Consider the following 21,579-nt stretch of genomic DNA (forward strand, 5'->3'; position numbering starts at 1 on the left):
CTGCAAAAGGCCCTCATTATCGAGGTGCTCAAGCGCTGAAATGGCGCACCGCGTCACGTGCGATGGCTTCGCCGTGCTCCTGCACGAAATGACCAGCCTCCGGGAGCAACAGCGGATCAGGACACCCGTGGATCGAAGCGTGAAGGGCCCGCATCACCGGCTCGCCCAGCACGGGGTCTTGCTCACCGATGGCCATGAGGCTCAGGCCCTTCCACTGCGTGGACCAGAAAGTTCTTGCCCGCCTGCTGACGGCTGCGCCATCGTCGTCCGCATGTTCCGGCACCATGGGCGGGAAGGCACGCAGCGCGGCGCGGTGGCCGCGATCGGGAAACGGCGCGTTGTAGGCCGCGCATTCATCGGGACCCATCTGCGGATTGCCGCGTGCAAAGAGACGCGCGACGTCGAACTCCGGGTTTTGCGCACACATGTTGCGCCAGGCCAGGAAGCCGGGTGAGAGCGGCACTTCGCCTGTGGCCAGTGTGGTGTTCATCACCAGCAGACCCCGGTACCGATGGGGCGCCTCCATCGGCAGCGTGAGGCCCAGCAGGCCGCCCCAGTCCTGCACCACGAGCACCACGTTGCGCAGGTCGAGTCGCTCGATGAATTCGAGCAGCACCTGGCGGTGCCAGGTGAACGTGTGCGCGCTGTCCTTCTTGGGCTTGTCGCTGCGGCCAAAGCCGACCAGGTCGGGTGCCACCACACGCGCTCCGCTGGCCAGGAACACCGGGATCATCTTGCGGTAGAGATAGCTCCAGGCCGGGTTGCCGTGCAGGCAGAGCCAGGTCAAATGCCGATCCTCCTGAGCCGACCCAAGGACGGGGCCTTCGTCCAGGTAGTGCATGCGCAAGCCATCCAGCGCGGGCAGATCGCTCAGGTAGTGCGGTGCCCAGGGATAGCCGGGAAGAACTTGAAAGCGGTCATCGGGTGCGCGCAACGCGTCGTCGCGCAGGGGGTGCGGGTTCACGCGCCGCTCCTTGAAAAAACCGCGTAGCAGGTGCGCACCCTCGTCGGCCAGCACACCGCCCTGCACCACCGTCTGGTGGTTGATCTGCCTGTGGTCGAAGAGGTTGAGCACCGACCCGGCGGCGCCGGTCTTGGGGTCTGCCGCACCAAACACCACGCGCGCCAGGCGCGCATGCAGCATGGCGCCGCTGCACATCGCACACGGCTCCAGCGTCACATACAGGGTGCAGCCCTCCAGCCGGTAGTTGCCAAGCGCCTGCGCCGCCGCGCGCAGCGCCACGATTTCGGCGTGGGCGGTGGGGTCGAGGCCGTCGATGGGCGCATTGCGCCCGGTGGCGATCACGCGCCCGTCCTTCACCACCACCGCGCCCACCGGCACTTCGCCGGTTTCGGCCGCTGCACGGGCTTCGGCCAGCGCCAGGCGCATGAAGTGAGCGTCATCGGGAGCGGGCGTGTCGGGCATGCGGCGAGTGTAGGTCAGCGTCGATATCCGCCCTGTAAGATGCGCGTGGGTGTTCGCTCTGCATGGTGCTGCGAACAGGTTCAAGCGCTGGTCGGGCCGCCGCGCTGAATTGCCACGACTATGAACCGACAAGATTCCCGGCAGACCCTGCCTCGCGCCCAAGTTCTGGCCGAGCGTGCCTTCTCCACTCTCGAGCGTTTCCTGCACATCGAAGCCGTCAGCGGCATCGTGCTGCTGGTGGCCGCCGCCATCGCCCTGATCTGGGCCAACTCGCCCGCGGCCGGCAGTTACCACGCGCTCTGGCACGCGCCACTGAGCATCGGCCTGGGCAGTCATGTGGTTTCCCAGTCCTTGCACTTCTGGATCAACGATGCGCTGATGGCGGTGTTCTTCCTGGTCGTCGGCATGGAGATCCGGCGCGAAATTCACGAAGGCGCACTGGCCAACCTGCAACTCGCGGCTCTGCCTCTGGCCGCCGCGCTGGGCGGCGTGATGGTGCCGGCACTGATCTACGCCGCGCTCAACACCGAACCCACGCAACTGCGCGGCTGGGCCGTGCCCACTGCCACCGACATCGCGTTCGCCGTGGGCGTTCTGGCGCTGCTCGGGCGGTCCATTCCAGGCAACGTACGCGTGCTGTTGCTGGCCTTGGCCATCATCGACGACATCGTCGCGGTGCTCATCATCGCGGCCTTCTACTCGGGCGGGCTGGATTTCAGCGGCCTGCTGGTGGCGGGCCTGGGCGTTCTGATGGTGCTCGGCCTGCAGTTGATCGGCATCGGTTCGGCCTGGGCCTATGTGCTGCCAGGCGCGGTGCTGTGGCTGGGCCTGCTGCAGACCGGTGTGCACCCCACGCTGGCTGGTGTGGTGCTCGGCCTGATGACGCCGGTGCTGCCGGGGCGTTTGCGCGAGCAGCCGCTGGAGATGGCCACCCGCGCAGTCCATGACCTGAGCGCGGCCAACGATCTCTCGCCGCACGAAGTCGCGGGGCCGCTGAAAGAGCTGCGGCAGGCGCAGCGCGAGGTGTTGCCGCCTGTGACCCGCGTGCAGATGGCGCTGCACCCCTGGGTTGCCTTTGGCGTGATGCCGCTGTTTGCCCTCGCCAACGCGGGCGTGACGATCGGTGGCGTGGACCTGAGCCTGGATGGTGCGCAGGCGGTGACACTGGGCGTGGTGCTGGCCCTGGTGATGGGAAAGCCGGTCGGCGTGGTGGTGGCCAGCTGGCTCGCCGTGCGCCTGGGCTGGTGTCGACTGCCACCGGAAGTGACCTGGTCGGGCGTCTGTCTGGTCGGCCTGCTTGCGGGCATCGGCTTCACCATGTCGATCTTCATCGCCACCCTCGCCTTCGACGACGCCAACCTGCTCAACGCCGCCAAGCTGGGCGTGCTGTTGGCGTCGTTGGTGGCGGCCGTGCTCGGCCTGACCTGGGGGTTTCTGCAGGCATGGCGGGCGCGTCAACGCCCCCCTCTGGCATGATCGCGGCCTCTACTGGTTTTCCCTGATGCCACACGCCCCGCAACGCCGCTGGGAGCTCGATGCCCTGCGGGGCCTGATGCTCGTCCTCATGACGCTGACCCACATGCCGACGATGTACTCGTTGCCATCGGGCCAGCCGTTCGGCTTTGTCTCGGCGGCCGAAGGTTTTGTCTTCCTCTCGGCCTTCATGGCGGGTCGCGTCTACGGCCGGCGCGCGCGGCGCGACGGAATGGCGGCCATGCAGACCGCCTTTCACGAGCGCGCGCTCAAGCTCTATCTTTGCCAGCTGGGCTTGCTGCTGCTGGCGTTCACGCTGATTGCCTGGCTGGGCGTGCACAACCGGCAAGGCGGCGTGACCGGCCTGCTCGAATTCTTCTTCATCGATCCGCAGGCCGCGGTGGCCGGCGCCGCGCTGCTGTTGCACAACCCGCCGCTGCTGGACATCCTGCCGCTGTACATCGTGTTGATGCTGGCCAGTCCCTGGCTGCTGCGCCGCGGCCTGCGGCGTGGCTGGCGCGGCGTGCTGGCGGTCAGCGGCCTGCTCTGGCTGGGCCAGCAATGGGGCCTGGGTGAAACCGTGTACAGCGCGGTGGTGGCATTGACCGGCCTGCCCATTCCCTACAAGGACACCGGCGCGTTCCACTGGGTGGCGTGGCAAGCGTTGTGGGTGGTGGGTCTGTGGCTGGGCGCGCGGCAGCAAGCCTGGCCGCGCATGCCGCTGTGGCTGCTGGCACCCGCCGCCCTGTATGCGCTGGGCATGCTGTTGTGGCGGCACATGGCGGGCCAGGACCCGCTGCCCTGGGTCCCCGCCATCGGCCTGTTGCTCGACAAGTGGTCGCTCGGCCCGATGCGGGTGCTGAACTTCGCCAGCGTGTTCGTGCTGCTGGTGGCCACCGGCCCCTGGCTGGTGCGGGTGCTGCCGCGCCCCCATGCGCTGGAACTGCTGGGACGCCATTCGCTGTCGGTCTTCTGCGCCCACATCGTGATCGCGCTCTTCACCCTGGCCTTCTTCGGATCGACCCAGGTGGTGCGCCCCTGGACGACGGACGTCGCGCTCCTGTTCGCGGCGTTCGCCGGCCTGTTTGCGGTGGCCATGCTGGTGGAAGCGCACGAGCGCAACGGATGGCGTCCCCTGTTCTTCTCGCGCGCCCGCCCGCAGGCGCACTGATGCCCGGCCCATGCGCGGGGGAACTTTCCGCGCCAGCGCAACCCCGAACCGGCATCGGTTACCTTGGTGGGCCTCCGTCCACCTTCAGCACACGCCACCGCCATGAGCCAGGACGATCGCCAGTGGGAACTGGACGCCATGCGCGGCTTGATGCTCGTGCTGATGACCTTGACCCACCTGCCCACGAAACTCGCGGACCCGCTGGGTCAACCGCTGGGCTACGTGTCGGCGGCCGAAGGTTTCGTGCTGCTCTCGGCCTACATGGCCGGTCGGGTGTACTCCACCAAAGCGGATCAGCAAGGCTCGGAGGCGATGAAGACCGCATTCTTCAATCGGGCACTCAAGCTCTACGCCTGTCAGCTGGCCTTGCTGTTGTTCGCCTTCACCGCCATCGCCGGCATGGGCTTGGCGCTGCGCGAAGGCGCCGTGACCGACCTGCTCGCCTTCTTCCTCGAACGTCCCGTGGTGGCAACCCTGAGCGCGGGTCTGCTGCTGTACAACCCGGCGCTGCTGGACATCCTGCCGATCTACATCGTGTTCATGCTGGTCAGTCCCCTGGTGCTGCTCCACGGCATGGAACACGGATGGCGCGGTGTGATGGCACTGAGCCTGCTGCTGTGGTTCGGCGCCCAGTTCGGCCTCGGCCCGGCGGTGTACCACCTGGCCACTGGCTGGTTCGACATGCCCTTGCAGTACCGGGACATGGGTGCCTTCGAGATTTTCGCGTGGCAGTTCCTCTGGGTGATGGGCCTGTGGATGGGCACGGTGCACAGCCAGCCCGATCACCCGCCGACCCGCTTTCCACGCTGGATGGTGTTGACCGCACTGGCGCTGGCACTGTGCGCCTTCCTATGGCGCCACGCCGTCGGCCAGACGCCGATGCCCGGTGTATCACCGGTCAATCTGATGTTCGACAAATGGCGCCTGGGCCCGCTGCGCCTGATCAACCTGCTGGCCCTGCTGGTGCTCGCCATGCATTTCAGCCCGTGGCTCAAGCAGCACCTGCCGCGCTGGCGACCTGTGGAAACGCTGGGCCAGGCGGCCCTGCCGGTCTTCTGTGCCCACCTTGTGGTGGCGCTGCTGGCGCTGGCGCTCTTTGGTGCCTCGAACGCCGCTCGGCCGTGGTCGGTGGATCTGCTGATCCTGTTCGTGGGCTTCTACGCGCTGTGGGCAGTGGCGCGCATCTCGCTCGCGCACGACCGTCGAACGGCGCGGCGCCGTGCCCGCAAGGCGGGTGCGGCGCGCGATCTCAGCCCTTCAGGTGCAGGGCGATGATGCGCTGCCAGATGGCATAGCCATCTGCGTTGAGGTGCAGGCGGTCGCCCTGGAACAGCTCCGCCCGGGGCTGGCCCTGGTCGTCGAGCATCGAAGAGAACACGTCGATGTAATCCAGCCACGGCTCGGTCTGGCTGTAGGCCCTGACCAGCTCATTGGCCTCGCGCACTGCAGGCAGCATGCCCGAGCGCAGCGGGCTGGGCTTGATGGAGACGAAGGCGATGCGGGTGTCGGGCAGAGCGGCCTTGACGGCCTGAACGAAGGCGGTGAAACGCTCGGCCACGTCGCGCGGCGAAGCCCCCTCGGCCAGGTCGTTCTCGCCTGCGTACACCACCACCAGGCGTGGCTGGTACGGCAGCACCAGGTGGTGCACCAGCTTCACGCAATCGAGCAACTGCGACCCACCAAAACCACGCTTGATCACCAGCGGCTGGTCGGAGAAGCTGGTCTCGAGGTCGTTCCACAGGCGGATGGATGAACTGCCGACGAAGACGACGCCGCCGGGTTGCGGTGCCTGTTTCAGATCGGCGGCGGCGAAGGCCTCGAAACTCGAACTCCAGCGGGGATCGATCGCCGCCAGCTGCGTGGGCGCGGAAACAGCCACCGCCATGGGGATGGGGGTTTCGGCGTGCGCAGCACCCACATGCAGCCCCAGGCCGAGCAGGCCTGCCAGGGTCAGCTGCAAGGGCAGCGCGCGTGGCCAGCAGAGAGGGAAGTGACGCAAGGCAGGCATGAAGAGTGGAAAGCGTTCGGTGGACCCGCACATGGCGCGGAAAGTTCACGGCGTGTCAGTGTAAAGGTCCCTGTCCGGCCCGTCGATGCTTGGGAAACCGACCGTTGCACAACCGCCTCAGGTGGCGCCTACGGTCAGTCCGAGGCGGCGCATCCAGCCCGCCATCGCGCGTTCGTCGGGGTTGCCGGCCTCGTAGGCCGCGAGCATGGCCGCGTGCGACTCGGGGCGGTGCTGGTTGAGCTTGATCTTGCACTGCAGGTCGGTGACGCGCAGCTCGAACGCCACGATGCCCTGCATCATCTTGTGCTGGTAGTCCTCGCCCAGGCCGCGCCACTGGTCGGCATAGGCCGGATCGTGGTCGTGTATCAGGTGTTTGAGCAGGCGATCCTTGTCGTCGAAGCCGTCCATCGCCGAGACCTGCACGGTGCAGTGCACGGCGAGGTAGTTCCAGGTGGGCACGCGCGCCAGATCCGGGTAGACGCGCGGCGTCATGTAGGCATGGGGGCCCATGAACGTGACCACGGCCTTGGGGCGTTCGCGCAGGAACTTCGCGTGCGGGTTGGGCCTGGCCACGTGTCCCAGCAGCACGAGTCCCCCCTCTTCTTCCAGCAGATGCAGCGGCAGGTGCGTGACGAAGGGCAGACCCTCGTCGTCGCTGGAGATGAGGCTGGCGAACGGGTGCGCACGCATCAGCTCGCGGGCGATGGCGGGGTCTTTGGCAGCGAACTGTGGCGGCAGGTACATGGGGCGGCCTCTTTCACGCGGTGGTTCGGGCGATGGTTCAAGCGAGCGAGCCGCAGTGTATTCCCGCAGCACAAAGTCGGTCGCGAGTGGGATGATGGCGCCACGTCACCCCACCGCCGCCATGTCCTTCCTCCACCACCCCGCCTTCCAGAGCCTCGTGCTGCCCTTCGTGTTCGCGTTGGCGGCTTGCCTGCTGCTGCGCATGGCAGGCCTGCGCTGGGCAGCGCTGGGCGCGTCGCTCGGGCTGGTGCTGGCCATGACCGTGTGGCCCGGATTCGACTGGCCGGCCAGTTCCCGCGCGCAGATGCTGCCTTGGGCCGCACTCGTCAGCACGCTGCTGGCCACGCTGGCGATCGCCCTGAAGATGCCGGGCACGAAGGCCATGGGTCGGCGCAATGGCCTGGTCGCCACCGGGTTGCTCACGCTCGCCGCCCTCGCGCTGGTGGCCTGGCCAGCCTTGGGTGGCTCGATGCTGCTGGCCCAGCTCGCCTTGATGCTCGGGGCGGCCAGCGGCGTGGCGATGCTGTGGGCCTGGCGCGCGGCGTCGGTCTCGCCGGTTTCGCTGCTTCCTGTGCTGGTCACCGGCATCGGAATCGCGCTGTGCGTTGCCTGGCTGCCGCCCGGTGGCTCACAAGGCACGGGTGGGAGCGGGGGCGACGACCCATACTACGAGCCCCAGTGGAAGTAGGCCGCGCGCTCCTCGATCGTCAAGTCGAGGGCTATTCCGGGTTTTGACGCGATGGCTGGGTGGCAATGCGATGATGGCCCGATGCCTTCGACCGTGCAGCTCACTTCCCCGCCCGCGGCCACCGATGCGGTGACGGACGTCCCGCTCGACTGGCCCGGATTCTGGCTGCAGGTGCTGCGCGCACGCGACGGCGAGCTCTCGCCACAACTTCGCCAGAACCCTGAGAGTGGCTGGGAACTGGATGGTCAGGTCAGCGCGCGCACCGCTGCACTGTTCGGCTTGTACAAACCCCTGCTCGACGCGCGGGCGCACCAGCGCAGGCCACGCAGTCAGTCACCCTGGCTGGTGGCACAACTCGGCCAGAGCCTGGACGGCTTTGTCGCCACCGCCACCGGCGACTCTTACTACGTCAACGGCGCTCACTGCCTGTTGCACCTGCATCGGCTGCGCGCGCTGTGCGACGCGGTGGTGGTGGGCGCGGGCACGGTGTCCATCGACAACCCGCAGCTCACCACCCGCCGCGTGCCCGGGCCGCAGCCGGTGCGCGTGGTGATGGACCCGACAGCCCGCCTGGACGGCCAGTCTCGCGTGTTTCGCGACGGGCAGGCGCCCACGCTCTGGGTGTGCGACACCCGCCATGCGGCGCAGGCCCGCGCGCGCCTGGCTCGGCAGGCGGTGCCCACCGAGGTGCTGCCGGTCGACGACCTGCTCGCCACGGACGCGCAGGCGTGTTACCACCCGCAGCGGGCCGTGGATGCGCTGGCCAGGCGCGGCTTGAAACTCCTGTTCGTCGAGGGCGGTGGCATCACCGTTTCGCGTTTTTTCTCCGCAGGCGTGTTGGACCGCCTGCACCTGGTGGTGGCTCCGGTGCTCATCGGCAACGGCCGGCGAGGCCTGCAGGCACCCCCCCACGCGGTGATGGCAGACTGCCCGCGCCCCAAAGCGCGGACGCTGGCGCTGGGGCCGGACATGCTCTGGGATCTGGACCTGCGTTCGTCTTCGAGTTAGGGCCTGTTCACACCATTCTTCGCACTTGGAGAATAGTGTGAACAGGCCCTAGGAAGGCAGCGCCAGCAGGTCCAGGTGGCCCACGCGCAGACGAGTCTCTGGCGCCATCGCGCGCCGCCGCCGACGCCACGCCCGCACCGACGGGGCGGATGCGCGCGACTGTTCGCTGGCGGCCACCGCCATCCCGTCGATCAACGCGCATTGCAGCGCCCTCGCCTGCGGGCTTTCGCCGCCGTTCACCCACCAGTCGCTGGCAGCGTTGAACACGCGGTAGCCCGCTGATTCGAGCGCACCCTGCAGCGCGGCCACCGCGCCCGATCCGAGGGCGGGGCCAAGACCTTTGTCGCGCCTCTGGTGCTCGCCGAACAGCCGGCCCACGGTGGCATCCCTCGGGTCTTCGGGCCTCCAGACATGCCGACCATCGACGTTCAGGCTCATGAGCAGGGCCACGCGAGACGCCGCGCTCGCTGCCACCAGGCGGTCCAGCCACGCGGTGCCCACGAGGTCGAGCAGCGCCGAAGCGGTGACGAGGTGGGCCGCGTGCCAGGGCAGTGTTTCGAGCCCGGTCATCAGGTCCAGTTGTTGTCGCACGATGGTCGCCTCGAACCCCGGCCCGTTGAAGCACAAGGGCTGTTCAACAGCGATGGTGGGGCTGGACAGCGCACCGCCCGCCGCGGCCAGGCGTTCGGGCCAGCACCGCAGCAAGGCGGCATCGTGGTCCACCGCCAGCCACTGTTGCGCCCCGCCCAGCCGGGGCGCGAGCCAGCGCAGGTTGGCGCCAGTGCCGCAGGCCAGGTCGATCACCCGCCAGGGTGTCGTTCCGGGGGGGTGCAACGTTGCAAGCCGGGTCTGCAGCTGGAGGTGCTCCGCCGCCGCGCCGCGCGCTGCCGCATCGAACGGCTCGCGCTGTTGCAGCCAGTCGGCGCTGAAGGTGGCCGCGCTCATTCGACACCCTCCAGCACGCTCGCGAAGCGGGCGGCCTGCACAGGCCAGGTGGGGAGTCGCCCGGCCGCTGCGCGCGCACCCGCGCCCAGCCGCACTCGCAAGCCCGCATCGGACAGCATGCGCGCCAGCGCTGCCTGCAATGGCGCCACCTCGCCGGCGGGCACCTGGAGTCCGGCATCGGGCGGCAGCGTTTGCGCCAGGGCACCGGCGTCGCTGGCAACCACCGGCAGGCCATGCGCCAAGGCTTCGGTGATCACCATGCCATAGCCTTCGTGCAACGATGCCAGCACGAACACGTCAGCCGCCGCGTAGTGCGCGCGCAGCGCCTGAGCGTTCACCTCGCCGTGCCAGAACACGCGATCAGCCATGGGCGCGGCCAGGGCGTGCAGCCGAGCGGCGGTGCCGGGGTCGCGCGTGGCGCTGCCCACGTTGTGCAGCTCCCAGTCCAGGTGCATCAAACCGGCCAGCGCCTGCAGCAGCAGGCTGTGCCCCTTGCGCGCCGTGAGCGTGGCCACGCAGAGCAGGCGCAGCGGACCCTTGCGCCGTTGCCTGACAGACATCGGCACCGGGTCGGTGCCCGGCTCCACCACGGCGATGTGCGCAGGCGGAGTGCCCATCGCCGCCACGTCGGCCGCGGTGCTCGGACTGGGCACCACCACCCGGCGCGCATGCCGCAGCGCGCGCGTTTCGCTGACCAGCAGGTGTTGGCGCGCGGCATCGGACAAGCCGGTTTCCAGATGCAGCGGGTGGTGCACCAGGGCCACCCAGCGCAAGCGCGCGGCGTGCAGCGCCACCGCATCGTCCAGTGCGCCGAAGGCCAGGCCGTCGGCCACCACCAGGGTGCCATCGGCCAGCGAAGCGATGACCTCTTCGGCGGCGGCGAGATCCGAAGCACCGGGGTGGGGCCACGCGCCCTCCACAGAGCGCACGTCCACTGTCCAGCCGGCCTCGCGCAGCGCCAGCACGATCCGGCGGTCGTAGGTGTAGCCCCCGGTGGGGATGGTCCAGTCGCCCGGGATCAGGAAGCAGCAGGCGCGCGGGACGGGCGTGGCACTCACGCGGATGCGCGCACCGGCAGAGCGCCCTCGTACGAGGCCCAGGCCACGTGAGATTCGTTCAGCGTCACCCGCATCTGCTGCACACCGGCCGATTGCGCGGACGGCAAGGAGTGCACACCCAAGGCACCAGCGGCGATGCGCGCGGCCACGCGGTCGAAGATCAGGCGCGCGAGGAATTCGGTGGTGGTGTTGCGGCCCTTGAACTCGGGCACGTCATCGAGGTTGCGGAAATTGAGTGCGGCCAGTTCCTCGCGCAGCACCTGCGTGGCCAGGCCGATGTCGACCACGATGCCATCGGCGTCCAGGTCCTCGCGCCGCATTTCGAGGTCGACCACGTAGGTGGCGCCGTGCATGCGCTGCGCCGGGCCGAAGACCGCCCCCTGGAAGCTGTGGGCGATCATGAAATGGTCTCTGACGTTGACGGCGTACATGGTGTTGGGTCTTTTCTTCAAGCGGGGTAATCGATTCGATGGCACAGCGTGTCGCTTGCACCCGTGGCCAGGCGCGCAAGCACCTGCGGCAATTCGCAAAACGGCGCGCTGTGCGTGATGAGGCCGTCCAGCACCGGGTCGGTGAGCAGCGAGAGCGCGAGTTCAAGCCGGCGGCGGTGGCTCCAGCGACCCCGCTGCGCTGTGGCCACCTGGCCGACCTGGGAACTTTTCAGGGTGAGTCGCTGTGAGTGAAACGCCTCGCCCAGCGGCACGCTCACCGCGCGGTTGCCATACCAGCTGAGTTCGAGCACCGTGGCCTCGAAGGCGGCCAGCCGCAGCGCGGTGGCCAGGCCCGCGCCCTGCCCGCTGGTGTGCACCACCAGATCGGCATCTCCCCGCGCCTGATCCGGCACGGCAAACCCGGCGCCCAGCGCCGCAGCGATGTCGGCTCGGCCGGCTTCGGTGTCGATCACCTGCACTTCGCACCCGGGCAGCCGGGCCGCCAGCCATGCCACCAGCAGGCCCAGCGTGCCGCCCCCCACCACCGCGATGCGGTCGCCCAGGCGCGGCGCGGCATCCCACAGCGCGTTGATCGCGGTCTCCAGGTTGGCGGCCAGCACGGCACGCGCGGCCGGCACACCGCTGGGCACGGGCACCACGGCGTGGGCCGGCACCTGGTACACGGTCTGGTGCGGGTACAGGCAGAACACCGTGCGACCCAGCAACTCGGCGGGCCCGGCCTCGACCACGCCCACGTTCACGTAGCCGTACTTCACGGGACCGGGGAATTCGCCCACCTGGAACGGCGCGCGCATGCGCTGCGTCTCGCTGGCCGGCACCTCGCCACGAAAGACCAGGCCTTCGGTGCCCCGGCTCACGCCGGTGTGCAGGGTGCGCACCCGCACCTCGTCGCCCCCCAATGGCGGCAGCGTCTCGTCGCGTAGCTCGGCCCGGTGGGGCGACACGGTCCAGCAGGCCTGGGCAGCGGTGGTCGTGGGGGAAGAAGGAGATGCCATGAACGAAGAGGGGTATGTCGTGTCTGAGGGGTGGTGCATGCCATGATCACCGCGAACCGCCGACCCGGACAACGATCTTATGTTGCAGAACATGAAAACCGCAGGCAGCCCACCCGTAACGCCCCCGCTCCGGCAGGAGATCGCGGACGGCCGCAGTCTGGCGCGCGATGCCGCACGCGATCTGGCCGTCGTCGGGGCTGTGGTGCTGCTGGTCGCGCTCTGGCTGGATGAGGCCGCTGGTCTCGGCCTGGATTACGCGGCCAAGGCCCTGCTGGCTTTCGGCGCGGGTGCATGGCTGGTGTGGCGCGGGCGGCTGGCCCATCCGCATGCACGCTTCGGCCCGGCCAACCGGGTGACGCTCGCGCGTCTGGGCTCCGTGGCCTTGATGGCGGCGCTGGTGGGTGAATCCCTTCCCCGCGCGCCAATGGACTCGATGACGGTAGCCGCCTGGTGCCTGGTGATCGTGGCCACGCTCACGGCGCTGCTCGATGCGGTGGACGGTGCGCTGGCGCGGCGCAGCGGCATGGCCAGTGCCTTCGGCGCCCGCTTCGACATGGAGACCGACGCCGCCTTCACCCTGGTGCTCTGCGCGCTGGTGGTGCAGGCCGCTCAGGTCGGCCCCTGGATCCTGGCCTCCGGGCTCATGCGCTACGCCTTCGTGGCGGCGGCGCTTGCATGGCCCTGGCTGGGCGGCCCCCTGCCGCCCAGCCAACGACGTCAGGCGGTGTGCGTGATCCAGATCGCCACCTTGATCGTCTGCCTCGCGCCGATCGTGCCGCCCTGGCTGGCCACCGGGCTGGCCGCGATCAGCCTGGCCGTGTTGACCCTGTCCTTCGCCACCGACGTGCGAACCCTGGCGCGGCAGCGCCCCACCCCACGGGAGACCTGAACCATGCATGCGAAAAAAACCATTTCCACCGCCCTGCTGTGGGCTGCTCTGGCGGGCAGCGCCCAGTTGCTGATGAGCGCTCCCGCCCAGGCCCAGGCGGCGCGCTACGAACTCGACCCCGACCACATCACGGTGGCCTTCCTGGTCGACCACATCGGCTTCGCCAAAGTGCTTGGCCTGTTCCGTTCGGCCCGCGGCAGCTACCGTTTCGACGAGGCCAGCGCCACGCTCTCCGAGGTGCGCATCGAGGTGGAAACCGCCAGCGTCTTCAGCAACCAGCGCAAGCGCGACGACCACCTGAAAGGGCCGGATTTCCTGAACAGCAGCGAGTTTCCGAAGATGGTGTTCACCGCCTCCGGCGCCAGGCGCACCGGCGAGCGCACCTTCGAGATCGCCGGCCAGCTTGAGCTGCTGGGCAAGTCGCTGCCGCTCACGCTGCAGGCCACCTGGAACAAGAGCGCCGAGTCGCCGATGGGCGGCCCGCTGCGCAAGCCCTACACCATGGGCGTCTCGGCGCGCGGCAGCTTCAAGCGCAGCGCCTACGGCATGAACTACGCGGTGTCCAACGGCTGGGTGGGTGACGAGGTGCCGCTCATCATCGAATTCGAGGCCGTGCGCCAGTGAGGTCGGCCAAAGCAGCGCCGCCGTCGGCGCTGGGCTGGCTGCTGCGCTTTGCCCTGGCCTTCGGGCTGCTCAACACACTGCTGACCTTCGAGAACCGCTGGCCCGGTTTCGGGGTGGCGTACATGCCGCGCCTGTCCTTCGAACTGTGTCTGGCTGTGGGGGCCCTCATGGGTTGGGTGACCTGGCGAGGAAGCTTGTCACCCCGGGCGGCCACCGCTGGCGCGGTGGGCTTCATGGCGCTGGTGCTGGTGCGCTACGCCAGCGTGACGGCTCCGGCCGTGATGGGCCGGCCGGTCAACGTGTACTGGGATGGGCGCCACGCCAGCGAGCTGCTGCGCGTGGCAGCACAGTCCTGGCCGGTCTGGCAAGGGGTTGTCGTGTTGTTGGCGCTGTTGATCGGGACGCTGCTGCTGACCGCCGTGGCGCGGGGGGCGATCGCGGAGCTCGCGCGCTGCCTGGCCTGGGAGCGTCCACGGCCGTGGCTGCTGGCGGGCGTGGGGGCCTGCACACTGAGCTTTGCCGCCTACGTGCCGGAGCAGCGCGACACGCGCTGGTTTTTCTCACTGCCCCTCACGCCCACGCTGGTGCACCAGGGCCAACTGCTTGCGGGTGTGTGGCTGCCCGGGCAGGCCACCCAGGTGCTGGGCCCGAGTCCGGCTTTTGATGGAGACCTGTCCGGACTGGTGAGCGACCCGGGCGCGGCCGACGTGCTGCTGGTGTTTGCCGAGTCCTACGGCGCCATCACCTTTGACGACACAGCGCAGGCAGCCGCACTGGCCGCGCCGCGCTCGGAGCTGGCCGAGGCCATTCGGGCCAGCGGCCGGTTCGTGGTGTCGTCACGCGTCAAAGCGCCCACCTTCGGTGGAGCGTCCTGGCTGTCGCACGCCGCACTGCTCGCTGGGGTGGACACCAGCGACCCGGCAGACCACGACCTGCTGCTGACCAGCCAGCGGCCCACGCTGGTGAGCCACTTCGCGCGCCACGGCTACCGCACGGTGGGCTGGATGCCCGGCCTCAAGCGGCCGTGGCCCGAAGGCGTGTTCTACGGCTTCGACCGCCTGGCCGACGACGCCGGCATCGGCTACCGCGGCCCGGACTTCGGCTACTGGCGCATCCCCGACCAGGCCGCCATGGCGCTGCTGCAGGCGCAGGAACTGGACCGCGCGGCGGACCGGTCGCCCCGCTTCGCCGTCTTCGCCACCACCAGCACCCACGCGCCGTTCCACCCGGTTGCGCCTTTCGTGCAGAACTGGCGCCGGTTGACGCAGCCCGATGCCTACATGCCGGCCGAGATGGCGGCCGCGCTGGCCGCACCGTTGTCCGTCACACAGCCGCTGCCGCAGTACCTGGAGAGCCTGCGCTACCAGTTCGCCTGGCTGGCTGATTACCTGCGGCGGGTGGCGCCCCGGCCGCTGGTGATGGTGATCGTGGGCGACCACCAGCCGCCGGCCCTGGTCAACGGCCCGGGCGCCTCATGGGACGTGCCGGTGCACGTGGTGAGTGACGACCCTGCCCTGCTGCAGCGCCTGCTGGGCAGCGGCTTCGTGCCGGGCCTGACTCCGCCGGCACAGGCGCTCGGCCCCCTGCACCAGCTGACGACCGTGCTGCTGAAGGCCTTCGATGCGCCGGGCGCCGGGGAGACTCTCGGTATCGAGCATGTGGCGGTGCCCGACGCACCCCGCTCAGCGCCCGGCTCCTGAGTCTGCCCTAGCTTGGGGCCCGACCAACCAGGCGTGCACATCGCCCGAGGGGCCATCCGCCGGCATCTCGCCCAGCCAGCTGCGCAGCGCATCGGCCTGCTCGCCCTGGGGTTGCAGCAGGTGCAGGCGTTCGCCCAGCGACACGGCGTAGCGGTAGCGTCCCGGCCCGGCCAGCGCTTCCAGCCGGGCTATGCAGTCCAGCGCGATGTCGCGCACCGCCGGCAGGAACTCGAACGACAAGGCAGGCAGCGGCACGCTCAGGCCCATCAGCACCTCCAGCTCGAAACCTTCCACATCGATCTTCACGAAATCGGGCACGCCATGCGCCGCGATCAAGGCGTCCAGCGTGGTCACCTCCACCAGCGGCCCGGCTTGCCAGCGCACGCCGCGGAACGATGGCGCCGCGCCCGCGCGCCGCACGAAATCGGTCGAGAGCGTGGCCACGGTGGGCGTGCGCGGGCTGGCCAGCAGGCGGGCTTCGCCCGGCGCGCGGCCCAGCGCCTGCGGCAGCAGCGTCACCCCGGCATCACGACCAAAGCGGCGCTGCAGCAGGTGGACAAAATCGGGCTGCGGCTCCAGCGCGACCACGCGCGCACCGAGCCGGCGGAAGGCCGCCACGCGGTTCCCGGCGTGCGCGCCGACGTCAAACGCCAGCCCGTTGGCCGGAACGAAGCGGCGGTAGAAACGCCTGAGCTGCGCACCGCGCCAGGGAATGCCACGGTAGACCAGCAGCGAGCGCAGCAGGCCGAGCTGGCGGTCGAAGCGCTCACCCAGGCGATGTCCTGTCTCGGGTTTCATAATCAGGATCATGCCGCGCTTCGCAGCGCCCGCCCCACACGTCTGATCACACCGGGACCGCCATGGCCGACGACGCACCCAGCGAGCTCCTGTCTCGCCGCCACCAGATGTTCCCCCTGCTCACCGACGCCGAGATGGCGCGGATGCAGCGCTTCGGCACGCGTCAGACCCATGCGCCCGGTTCGCGCCTGGCCACTGCGGGCGAGCCCGCGCCCGGCCTGTTCGTGGTCTTCGAGGGCGTGGTGGCGGTGAGCGAGCGCGACGGCATGGGCCGCGTCACACCGATCGTTCAACACCGCCGCGGCCACTTCATGGGTGAGGTGGGAGCCTTGTCGGGCAAGCCTTCGCTGGTCGATGGCATCGCGATGGGCGATGTGGACGTGCTGTTGCTGCTGCCCAGCCAGCTGCGCGCGCTCATCATTGCCGAGGCTGATCTGGGCGAACGCCTGGTGCGAGCGCTCATCCTGCGGCGCGTCGCGCTGATTGCATCGGGTGCCAGCGGCCCCGTGCTGATCGGCCAACCGAACTCGGCCGACCTGATGCGCTTGCAGAGCTTCCTGCGCCGCAACGGCGAGCCCTACCACGTGGTCGACGTCGGCACGGATGCCGACGCCGCCGCGTTGATGGAGCAGTCCGGCGCGGCGGTCGGCGAGCCGCTGGTGGTGTGCCCGGATGGCACAGTGCTCGTCAACCCCGGCGACGAGGTGCTGGCGCGCTGCATCGGCATGGTGGACACGGAGGCGCACGACGAGTTGTTTGACGTGGCCGTGGTGGGCGCCGGCCCGGCCGGGCTGGCAACAGCCGTGTATGCAGCGTCCGAAGGCCTGCGCGTGGTGGTGGTGGATTGCCGCGCGTATGGCGGCCAGGCCGGCGCCAGCGCGCGCATCGAGAACTACCTCGGCTTTCCGACCGGCATCTCCGGTGCGGCATTGGCAGGCCGGGCCTACGTGCAGGCGCAGAAGTTTGGCGCCGAGATGCTGATCCCGGCCCAGGTGCAGTCGCTCGACTGCACGCGCGCCGGGCCCGACCGAGAGCTCGCCATCCGCCTGAGCGACGGCCGACGCCTGCGCTCGCGCACGGTGGTCATCGCCAGCGGAGCGCGCTACCGCCGGCCGGACGTGCCGCGTCTGAAGGAGTTCGAAGGGCGCGGCGTCTGGTACTGGGCTTCGGCGCTGGAGGCCACCATGTGTGCGCAGACCGAGGTGGTGCTGGTGGGTGGCGGCAACTCGGCAGGCCAGGCCGCCGTGTTCCTCTCGCAGCACGCCGCGAAGGTGTACATGCTGGTGCGCGGCCCGGGTTTGGCGGCCAGCATGTCCCGCTACCTGATCGACCGCATCGAAGCCACGCCCAACATCGAACTGAAGCCCCACACCGCCGTCACCTCCCTGCATGGCGATGCATCGAACGGCCTGACCGCCGTGTCATGGCGCGACCACCGCGCGGCAATCGAGGAAGAGAAGGCATTGCGCAACCTGTTCATGTTCGTGGGAGCGGACCCGGAAACCGGCTGGCTCGAGGGTTGCCAGGCGGCGGTGGATGCGCACGGCTTCGTGCTGACCGGCGCCGCTGTCGGCGCGGCCCCGGGCGCACGACATCCGTCGGCGCTGGAGTCCAGCATTCCGGGCGTGTTTGCCGTGGGCGACGTGCGCTCGGGCTCCGTCAAACGGGTGGGCGGTGCGATTGGCGAAGGTGCTGCAGCCGTGGCGCAGATTCACCAGTACCTGGCGGCGGTCGACGCTCCGTGAAGTGACATCATCGCTTATAAATCAATGTGCTTTTTGAAATTCCTCATGCAAAACATGAGATTCATGCACGGCGCAGGCTCATCGAAAAATCGGGCTCCCAGCCACTGAACACCTGTTGCCGCTGGCGCAACGGCCAGCGCTCCAGCACTTCGTGCCGGCCTTGTCCGTGCAGCGTCATGTGTGGGATGAAGCCGGCGCGCAGCTGGTCTGCGGGAAAACCGACGCGAATCAGTCTCTCCCTCAGGTCGCGTTGCAAGCGGCGCAGCCTGCGCAGCGCAAGTCCATGCCCAGCCAGTTCCACCGTGCCGAAAGGGCTGCCACCGCGAGACCGCAGCACATTGAAGACGACGTCAAAAGGCTCGTCGTCCACCGCAGCGCCGGCGGCCTGCGCCTGCTCCAGCACCGTGTCGGGAACCCGGCCCTCGAAGCGCCCCAGCGGCAGCAAGGTGATGTGCAGGCGCTCCGGGGGCATCGGGAAGCTCTTCACGGTGACGCAACGGACGCGCATCGCGTCCCAGAGCATCGCGGCGCAACACGCGGCGGCCGGTGTCGGGTGCGGCCGCTTGCAGATCGGTCAAAACCCCATCAATCCCTTGTCAATCAATGGGATTTTTCGTAGTTCTCAACCAACACATCAACTCTTGAGGCGCCGCTCACTCATTCCCACTCGATCGTCGCTGGCGGCTTGGAGCTCACGTCGTAGGTCACCCGGTTGATGCCGCGCACCTCGTTGATGATGCGGCTGCTGACCTTCTTGAGCAGCGCGTACGGCAGCTCGGCCCAGTCGGCGGTCATGAAGTCGCTGGTCTGCACCGCGCGCAGCGCGACCACGTAGTCGTAGGTGCGCCCATCGCCCATCACGCCCACGCTCTTCACCGGCAGGAAGACGGTGAAGGCCTGGCTGGTCAGGTCGTACCAGCTCTTGCCGCTGGGGTGGTCGATGGTGGAGCGCAGCTCCTCGATGAAGATCGCGTCGGCCCGCCGCAGCAGGTCGGCGTATTCCTTCTTCACCTCGCCCAGAATCCGCACGCCCAGGCCCGGGCCCGGGAACGGGTGGCGGTAGACCATGTCGTGCGGCAGGCCGAGCGCCACGCCCAGTTCGCGCACCTCGTCCTTGAACAGGTCGCGCAGCGGTTCCAGCAGTTTCAGACCCAACTGCTCGGGCAGGCCACCCACGTTGTGGTGGCTCTTGATGGTCACGGCCTTTTTGCTCTTGGCCCCACCGGATTCGATCACATCCGGGTAAATTGTCCCTTGTGCCAACCACTTGGCGCCTTTTGTTGATGCACCACTTGAGATGAGTTTGGCGGCTTCGGCCTTGAACACCTCGACGAATTCGCGGCCGATGATCTTGCGTTTGGCTTCCGGCTCGCTCACGCCGGCCAGATGGCCGAGGAACTGGTCGGCCGCGTCCACGCGGATGACCTTGGCGTGCAGCTTGCCGACGAACATGTCCATGACCATGTCGCCCTCGTTCAGGCGCAGCAGGCCGTGGTCGACGAACACGCAGGTGAGCTGATCGCCGATGGCGCGGTGGATCAGGGCTGCAGCCACCGACGAATCGACGCCGCCCGACAGGCCCAGGATGACCTCTTCGTCGCCCACCTGCTCGCGGATTTTCTGCACCGCCTCGGCGATGTGGTCGCGCATCACCCAGTCCGGCTTCACAGCGCAGATGTCGAGCACGAAGCGCTCCAGCAGCGCCCGGCCCTGCACGGTGTGCGTGACCTCGGGGTGGAACTGCACCGCGTAGTAGCCGCGCGCCTCGTCGGCCATGCCGGCAATGGGGCAGCTCGGCGTGCTGGCCATGAGCTTGAAACCCGGGGGCAGCTCGGTGACCTTGTCGCCGTGGCTCATCCAGACCTTGAGCATGCCGTGGCCTTCGGGTGTCGTGAAGTCGGCGATGTCCTTGAGCAAGCGGGTGTGGCCATGGGCCCGCACTTCGGCGTAACCGAACTCGCGGTGCGTGCTGGCCTCGACCTGGCCGCCCTGCTGCACCGCCATCGTGAACATGCCGTAGCAGATGCCCAGTACCGGCACGCCCAAGTCCCACACCGCCTGCGGCGCGCGCAGGTCGTGCTCTTCGTAGGTGCTGGCGTGGCTGCCGGAGAGGATCACGCCCTTGAGCTGGCCGTCGGCCGCAAACTCCCGCACCCATTCGCTGCTGACGTCGCAGGGATGCACTTCGCAGTACACATGGGCCTCGCGCACGCGGCGCGCGATGAGCTGGGTGACCTGGGAGCCAAAATCGAGGATGAGGATTTTCTGGTGCTGCATGGCGGGGTGAATGAGCGTGAGGGGAAAAGAAAAAGGCCGTCTCGCGGACGGCCTGCGGAGTGGACCTGATCAGTCCGCCCGGTAGTTGGGTGCCTCTTTCGTGATCTGCACGTCGTGCACGTGGCTCTCGCGGATGCCGGCCGAGGTGATCTCGACGAACTCCGCCTTGTGCCGCATGTGCTCGATGCTCGGGCAACCGCAGTAGCCCATGGCCGCGCGCAGACCGCCGGCCATCTGGAAGATGATGGAGACCACCGAGCCCTTGTAGGGCACGCGGCCTTCGATGCCTTCGGGCACCAGCTTGTCGGCATTGGGGTTGCCGGTGCTGCTTTCCTGGAAGTAGCGGTCGGCGCTGCCCTGCTGCATGGCGCCGATGGAGCCCATGCCACGGTATCCCTTGTAGCTGCGGCCCTGGTACAGGACGATCTCGCCGGGCGACTCTTCGGTGCCGGCAAACATGCCCCCCATCATCACGGTGTTGGCACCAGCGGCGATCGCCTTGGCGATGTCACCGCTGTAGCGGATACCGCCGTCGGCGATCATCGGCACGCCTGTGCCTTGCAGGGCCGTGGCCACGTTGTCGATGGCCATGATCTGCGGCACGCCCACGCCCGCCACGATGCGGGTGGTGCAGATGGAGCCAGGGCCGATACCGACCTTCACCGCATCCGCGCCCGCCTCGACCAGCGCCATGGCAGCCCCACCCGTGGCGATGTTGCCGCCGATCACGTCGATCTGCGGGTAGTTCTGCTTGACCCAGCGCACACGGTCGATCACGCCCTTGCTGTGGCCATGAGCGGTGTCCACCACGATGGCGTCCACACCGGCCTTCACCAATGCTTCCACGCGCTCTTCGGTGCCCTCGCCCACGCCCACCGCCGCACCCACGCGCAGGCGGCCAGAGGCGTCGCGCGCGGCGTTGGGGAAGTTGAGCTGTTTGGTGATGTCCTTCACCGTGATCAGGCCCTTGAGCTCGAAGGCGTCGTTGACCAGCAGCAGGCGTTCGAGCTTGTGCTTGTTGAGCAGGGTCTTGGCCTCGGCCGGCGTGGTGCCGTCGGGCATGGTGATCAGGCGCTCGCGCGGCGTCATGATCTCGCTCACCGGCAGGTCGTAGCGGGTTTCGAAACGCAGGTCGCGGCCGGTGACGATGCCCACCACACGGCCCGCTTCGACCACCGGGAAACCGGAGATGCCGAGGTCGTCCGAGAGCTTCATGACCTGGCGGATGGTGGTTTGCGGCGAGATCACCACCGGGTCGCGCAGCACGCCGGACTCGTAGCGCTTGACCTTGGCCACGTGCGCCGCCTGCTCCTGCGGCGTGAGGTTCTTGTGAACGATGCCGATGCCGCCTTCCTGGGCGATGGCAATCGCCAGGCGGGCTTCGGTGACCGTGTCCATGGCCGCGGAAACCAAGGGCAGGTTCAGCTGGATGTTTCGGGAGAACTGGGTGGCAAGCGAGGCGTCCTTGGGCAGGACCTGGGAGTACGCTGGCACCAGCAACACGTCGTCGAAGGTGAGCGCTTTGCCGAGTAGGCGCATGGGAAAGCTCCAAAAGCGTCGATTGTAGCCGCCCGACCC

At 68.6% G+C, this 21,579-nt stretch carries 20 protein-coding genes; 9 read left to right on the forward strand and 11 right to left on the reverse strand.

The annotated features are described in order from the left end of the window. Positions 1 to 28: 28 nt before the first annotated feature. Positions 29 to 1,426: a tRNA adenosine(34) deaminase TadA gene (gene tadA / locus V6M63_RS02605; protein WP_332739137.1), complete on the reverse strand. Its 1,398-nt coding sequence runs from the start codon at positions 1,424 to 1,426 to the stop codon at positions 29 to 31. Between the two features lie 120 nt (positions 1,427 to 1,546). Here tadA and nhaA point away from each other — a divergent pair, with 120 nt between their 5' ends. The 3 genes from nhaA (at position 1,547) to opgC (V6M63_RS02620) (ending at position 5,345) form a co-directional block, all read left to right on the forward strand. Further along, positions 1,547 to 2,902: a Na+/H+ antiporter NhaA gene (gene nhaA, locus V6M63_RS02610; RefSeq protein WP_332739139.1), complete on the forward strand. Its 1,356-nt coding sequence runs from the start codon at positions 1,547 to 1,549 to the stop codon at positions 2,900 to 2,902. A 25-nt stretch (positions 2,903 to 2,927) separates the two neighbouring features. After that, complete coding sequence (opgC, locus tag V6M63_RS02615; protein ID WP_332739140.1) at positions 2,928 to 4,070, forward strand: OpgC domain-containing protein; 1,143 nt, start codon at positions 2,928 to 2,930, stop codon at positions 4,068 to 4,070. Between the two features lie 102 nt (positions 4,071 to 4,172). Beyond that, positions 4,173 to 5,345, forward strand: a complete 1,173-nt coding sequence (gene opgC, locus V6M63_RS02620) for an OpgC domain-containing protein (RefSeq protein WP_332739141.1) — start codon at positions 4,173 to 4,175, stop codon at positions 5,343 to 5,345. Here opgC (V6M63_RS02620) and V6M63_RS02625 read toward each other — a convergent pair. Next, positions 5,320 to 6,078, reverse strand: coding sequence for an SGNH/GDSL hydrolase family protein (locus V6M63_RS02625; protein WP_332739142.1), 759 nt, complete (start codon positions 6,076 to 6,078; stop codon positions 5,320 to 5,322). The genes opgC (V6M63_RS02620) and V6M63_RS02625 overlap by 26 nt on opposite strands. Before the next feature lie 117 nt (positions 6,079 to 6,195). Then, positions 6,196 to 6,822, reverse strand: coding sequence for an FMN-binding negative transcriptional regulator (locus tag V6M63_RS02630; RefSeq protein WP_332739143.1), 627 nt, complete (start codon positions 6,820 to 6,822; stop codon positions 6,196 to 6,198). Between the two features lie 121 nt (positions 6,823 to 6,943). On the opposite strand from V6M63_RS02630, the gene V6M63_RS02635 reads away from it, so the two are divergent. Together V6M63_RS02635 and V6M63_RS02640 are read left to right on the forward strand one after the other, a co-directional pair. Further along, positions 6,944 to 7,510, forward strand: a complete 567-nt coding sequence (locus V6M63_RS02635) for a hypothetical protein (RefSeq protein ID WP_332739145.1) — start codon at positions 6,944 to 6,946, stop codon at positions 7,508 to 7,510. 81 nt (positions 7,511 to 7,591) lie between these two features. Next, on the forward strand, positions 7,592 to 8,518 hold the full coding sequence (locus V6M63_RS02640; protein ID WP_332739147.1) for a RibD family protein: 927 nt from the start codon (positions 7,592 to 7,594) through the stop codon (positions 8,516 to 8,518). A gap of 48 nt (positions 8,519 to 8,566) precedes the next feature. On the opposite strand, the gene V6M63_RS02645 is transcribed toward V6M63_RS02640, so the two are convergent. Genes V6M63_RS02645 through V6M63_RS02660 form a run of 4 tightly spaced genes read right to left on the reverse strand, consistent with a single transcriptional unit; the run spans position 8,567 to position 11,968 of the window. Beyond that, entirely contained in the window at positions 8,567 to 9,463 is an 897-nt protein-coding gene (locus V6M63_RS02645; protein ID WP_332739149.1) for a class I SAM-dependent methyltransferase, read from the reverse strand. Continuing rightward, positions 9,460 to 10,521, reverse strand: a complete 1,062-nt coding sequence (locus V6M63_RS02650) for a glycosyltransferase family 4 protein (RefSeq protein WP_332739151.1) — start codon at positions 10,519 to 10,521, stop codon at positions 9,460 to 9,462. Before V6M63_RS02650 ends, V6M63_RS02645 begins: the two co-directional genes overlap by 4 nt. Then, entirely contained in the window at positions 10,518 to 10,973 is a 456-nt protein-coding gene (locus V6M63_RS02655) for a 6-pyruvoyl trahydropterin synthase family protein (RefSeq protein WP_332739153.1), read from the reverse strand. The genes V6M63_RS02650 and V6M63_RS02655 overlap by 4 nt, the downstream gene beginning before the upstream one ends. Next, on the reverse strand, positions 10,970 to 11,968 hold the full coding sequence (locus V6M63_RS02660) for a zinc-dependent alcohol dehydrogenase (RefSeq protein ID WP_332739155.1): 999 nt from the start codon (positions 11,966 to 11,968) through the stop codon (positions 10,970 to 10,972). Before V6M63_RS02660 ends, V6M63_RS02655 begins: the two co-directional genes overlap by 4 nt. Positions 11,969 to 12,059: 91 nt before the next feature. On the opposite strand from V6M63_RS02660, the gene V6M63_RS02665 reads away from it, so the two are divergent. The 3 genes from V6M63_RS02665 to V6M63_RS02675 are packed head-to-tail and all read left to right on the forward strand — an operon-like array spanning position 12,060 to position 15,181. After that, positions 12,060 to 12,857, forward strand: a complete 798-nt coding sequence (locus tag V6M63_RS02665; protein WP_332739157.1) for a CDP-alcohol phosphatidyltransferase family protein — start codon at positions 12,060 to 12,062, stop codon at positions 12,855 to 12,857. A gap of 3 nt (positions 12,858 to 12,860) precedes the next feature. After that, the gene (locus tag V6M63_RS02670; RefSeq protein WP_332739158.1) at positions 12,861 to 13,481 is read left to right on the forward strand and encodes a YceI family protein; all 621 of its coding nucleotides are present in this window, start codon (positions 12,861 to 12,863) and stop codon (positions 13,479 to 13,481) included. Then, the gene (locus V6M63_RS02675) at positions 13,478 to 15,181 is read left to right on the forward strand and encodes a sulfatase-like hydrolase/transferase (protein WP_332739160.1); all 1,704 of its coding nucleotides are present in this window, start codon (positions 13,478 to 13,480) and stop codon (positions 15,179 to 15,181) included. The genes V6M63_RS02670 and V6M63_RS02675 overlap by 4 nt, the downstream gene beginning before the upstream one ends. On the opposite strand, the gene V6M63_RS02680 is transcribed toward V6M63_RS02675, so the two are convergent. After that, positions 15,164 to 15,979, reverse strand: a complete 816-nt coding sequence (locus tag V6M63_RS02680; RefSeq protein ID WP_332739162.1) for an FkbM family methyltransferase — start codon at positions 15,977 to 15,979, stop codon at positions 15,164 to 15,166. The genes V6M63_RS02675 and V6M63_RS02680 overlap by 18 nt on opposite strands. A gap of 62 nt (positions 15,980 to 16,041) precedes the next feature. Here V6M63_RS02680 and V6M63_RS02685 point away from each other — a divergent pair, with 62 nt between their 5' ends. Next, positions 16,042 to 17,724 carry an FAD-dependent oxidoreductase gene (locus V6M63_RS02685; RefSeq protein ID WP_332739164.1) on the forward strand — a complete coding sequence of 561 codons (1,683 nt, stop codon included), beginning with the start codon at positions 16,042 to 16,044 and terminating at the stop codon, positions 17,722 to 17,724. Positions 17,725 to 17,785: 61 nt separating this feature from the next. Here the strand turns inward: V6M63_RS02685 and V6M63_RS02690 are convergent, their stop codons facing one another. From V6M63_RS02690 to guaB, 3 genes are all read right to left on the reverse strand, one after another. Then, positions 17,786 to 18,196 (reverse strand): 2'-5' RNA ligase family protein, encoded by a 411-nt coding sequence (locus V6M63_RS02690; RefSeq protein WP_332739166.1) that lies wholly within the window; start codon positions 18,194 to 18,196, stop codon positions 17,786 to 17,788. A 185-nt stretch (positions 18,197 to 18,381) separates the two neighbouring features. Then, positions 18,382 to 20,001, reverse strand: coding sequence for a glutamine-hydrolyzing GMP synthase (gene guaA / locus V6M63_RS02695; RefSeq protein WP_332739168.1), 1,620 nt, complete (start codon positions 19,999 to 20,001; stop codon positions 18,382 to 18,384). A gap of 69 nt (positions 20,002 to 20,070) precedes the next feature. After that, positions 20,071 to 21,540 (reverse strand): IMP dehydrogenase, encoded by a 1,470-nt coding sequence (gene guaB, locus V6M63_RS02700; RefSeq protein WP_332739169.1) that lies wholly within the window; start codon positions 21,538 to 21,540, stop codon positions 20,071 to 20,073. Between the last annotated feature and the right edge of the window lie 39 nt (positions 21,541 to 21,579).

The sequence above is a fragment of the Hydrogenophaga sp. genome (genome assembly GCF_036675665.1).
Taxonomy (GTDB): Bacteria; Pseudomonadota; Gammaproteobacteria; order Burkholderiales; family Burkholderiaceae_C; genus Hydrogenophaga.

Bases quoted from the DNA above. Each gene is read 5' to 3' on its own strand.
- tadA (WP_332739137.1), bottom strand. From the start codon at position 1,426: ATGCCCGACACGCCCGCTCCCGATGACGCTCACTTCATGCGCCTGGCG.
- nhaA (WP_332739139.1), top strand. From the start codon at position 1,547: ATGAACCGACAAGATTCCCGGCAGACCCTGCCTCGCGCCCAAGTTCTG.
- opgC (WP_332739140.1), top strand. From the start codon at position 2,928: ATGCCACACGCCCCGCAACGCCGCTGGGAGCTCGATGCCCTGCGGGGC.
- opgC (WP_332739141.1), top strand. From the start codon at position 4,173: ATGAGCCAGGACGATCGCCAGTGGGAACTGGACGCCATGCGCGGCTTG.
- V6M63_RS02625 (WP_332739142.1), bottom strand. From the start codon at position 6,078: ATGCCTGCCTTGCGTCACTTCCCTCTCTGCTGGCCACGCGCGCTGCCC.
- V6M63_RS02630 (WP_332739143.1), bottom strand. From the start codon at position 6,822: ATGTACCTGCCGCCACAGTTCGCTGCCAAAGACCCCGCCATCGCCCGC.
- V6M63_RS02635 (WP_332739145.1), top strand. From the start codon at position 6,944: ATGTCCTTCCTCCACCACCCCGCCTTCCAGAGCCTCGTGCTGCCCTTC.
- V6M63_RS02640 (WP_332739147.1), top strand. From the start codon at position 7,592: ATGCCTTCGACCGTGCAGCTCACTTCCCCGCCCGCGGCCACCGATGCG.
- V6M63_RS02645 (WP_332739149.1), bottom strand. From the start codon at position 9,463: ATGAGCGCGGCCACCTTCAGCGCCGACTGGCTGCAACAGCGCGAGCCG.
- V6M63_RS02660 (WP_332739155.1), bottom strand. From the start codon at position 11,968: ATGGCATCTCCTTCTTCCCCCACGACCACCGCTGCCCAGGCCTGCTGG.
- V6M63_RS02665 (WP_332739157.1), top strand. From the start codon at position 12,060: ATGAAAACCGCAGGCAGCCCACCCGTAACGCCCCCGCTCCGGCAGGAG.
- V6M63_RS02670 (WP_332739158.1), top strand. From the start codon at position 12,861: ATGCATGCGAAAAAAACCATTTCCACCGCCCTGCTGTGGGCTGCTCTG.
- V6M63_RS02680 (WP_332739162.1), bottom strand. From the start codon at position 15,979: ATGAAACCCGAGACAGGACATCGCCTGGGTGAGCGCTTCGACCGCCAG.
- V6M63_RS02685 (WP_332739164.1), top strand. From the start codon at position 16,042: ATGGCCGACGACGCACCCAGCGAGCTCCTGTCTCGCCGCCACCAGATG.
- V6M63_RS02690 (WP_332739166.1), bottom strand. From the start codon at position 18,196: ATGCCCCCGGAGCGCCTGCACATCACCTTGCTGCCGCTGGGGCGCTTC.
- guaA (WP_332739168.1), bottom strand. From the start codon at position 20,001: ATGCAGCACCAGAAAATCCTCATCCTCGATTTTGGCTCCCAGGTCACC.
- guaB (WP_332739169.1), bottom strand. From the start codon at position 21,540: ATGCGCCTACTCGGCAAAGCGCTCACCTTCGACGACGTGTTGCTGGTG.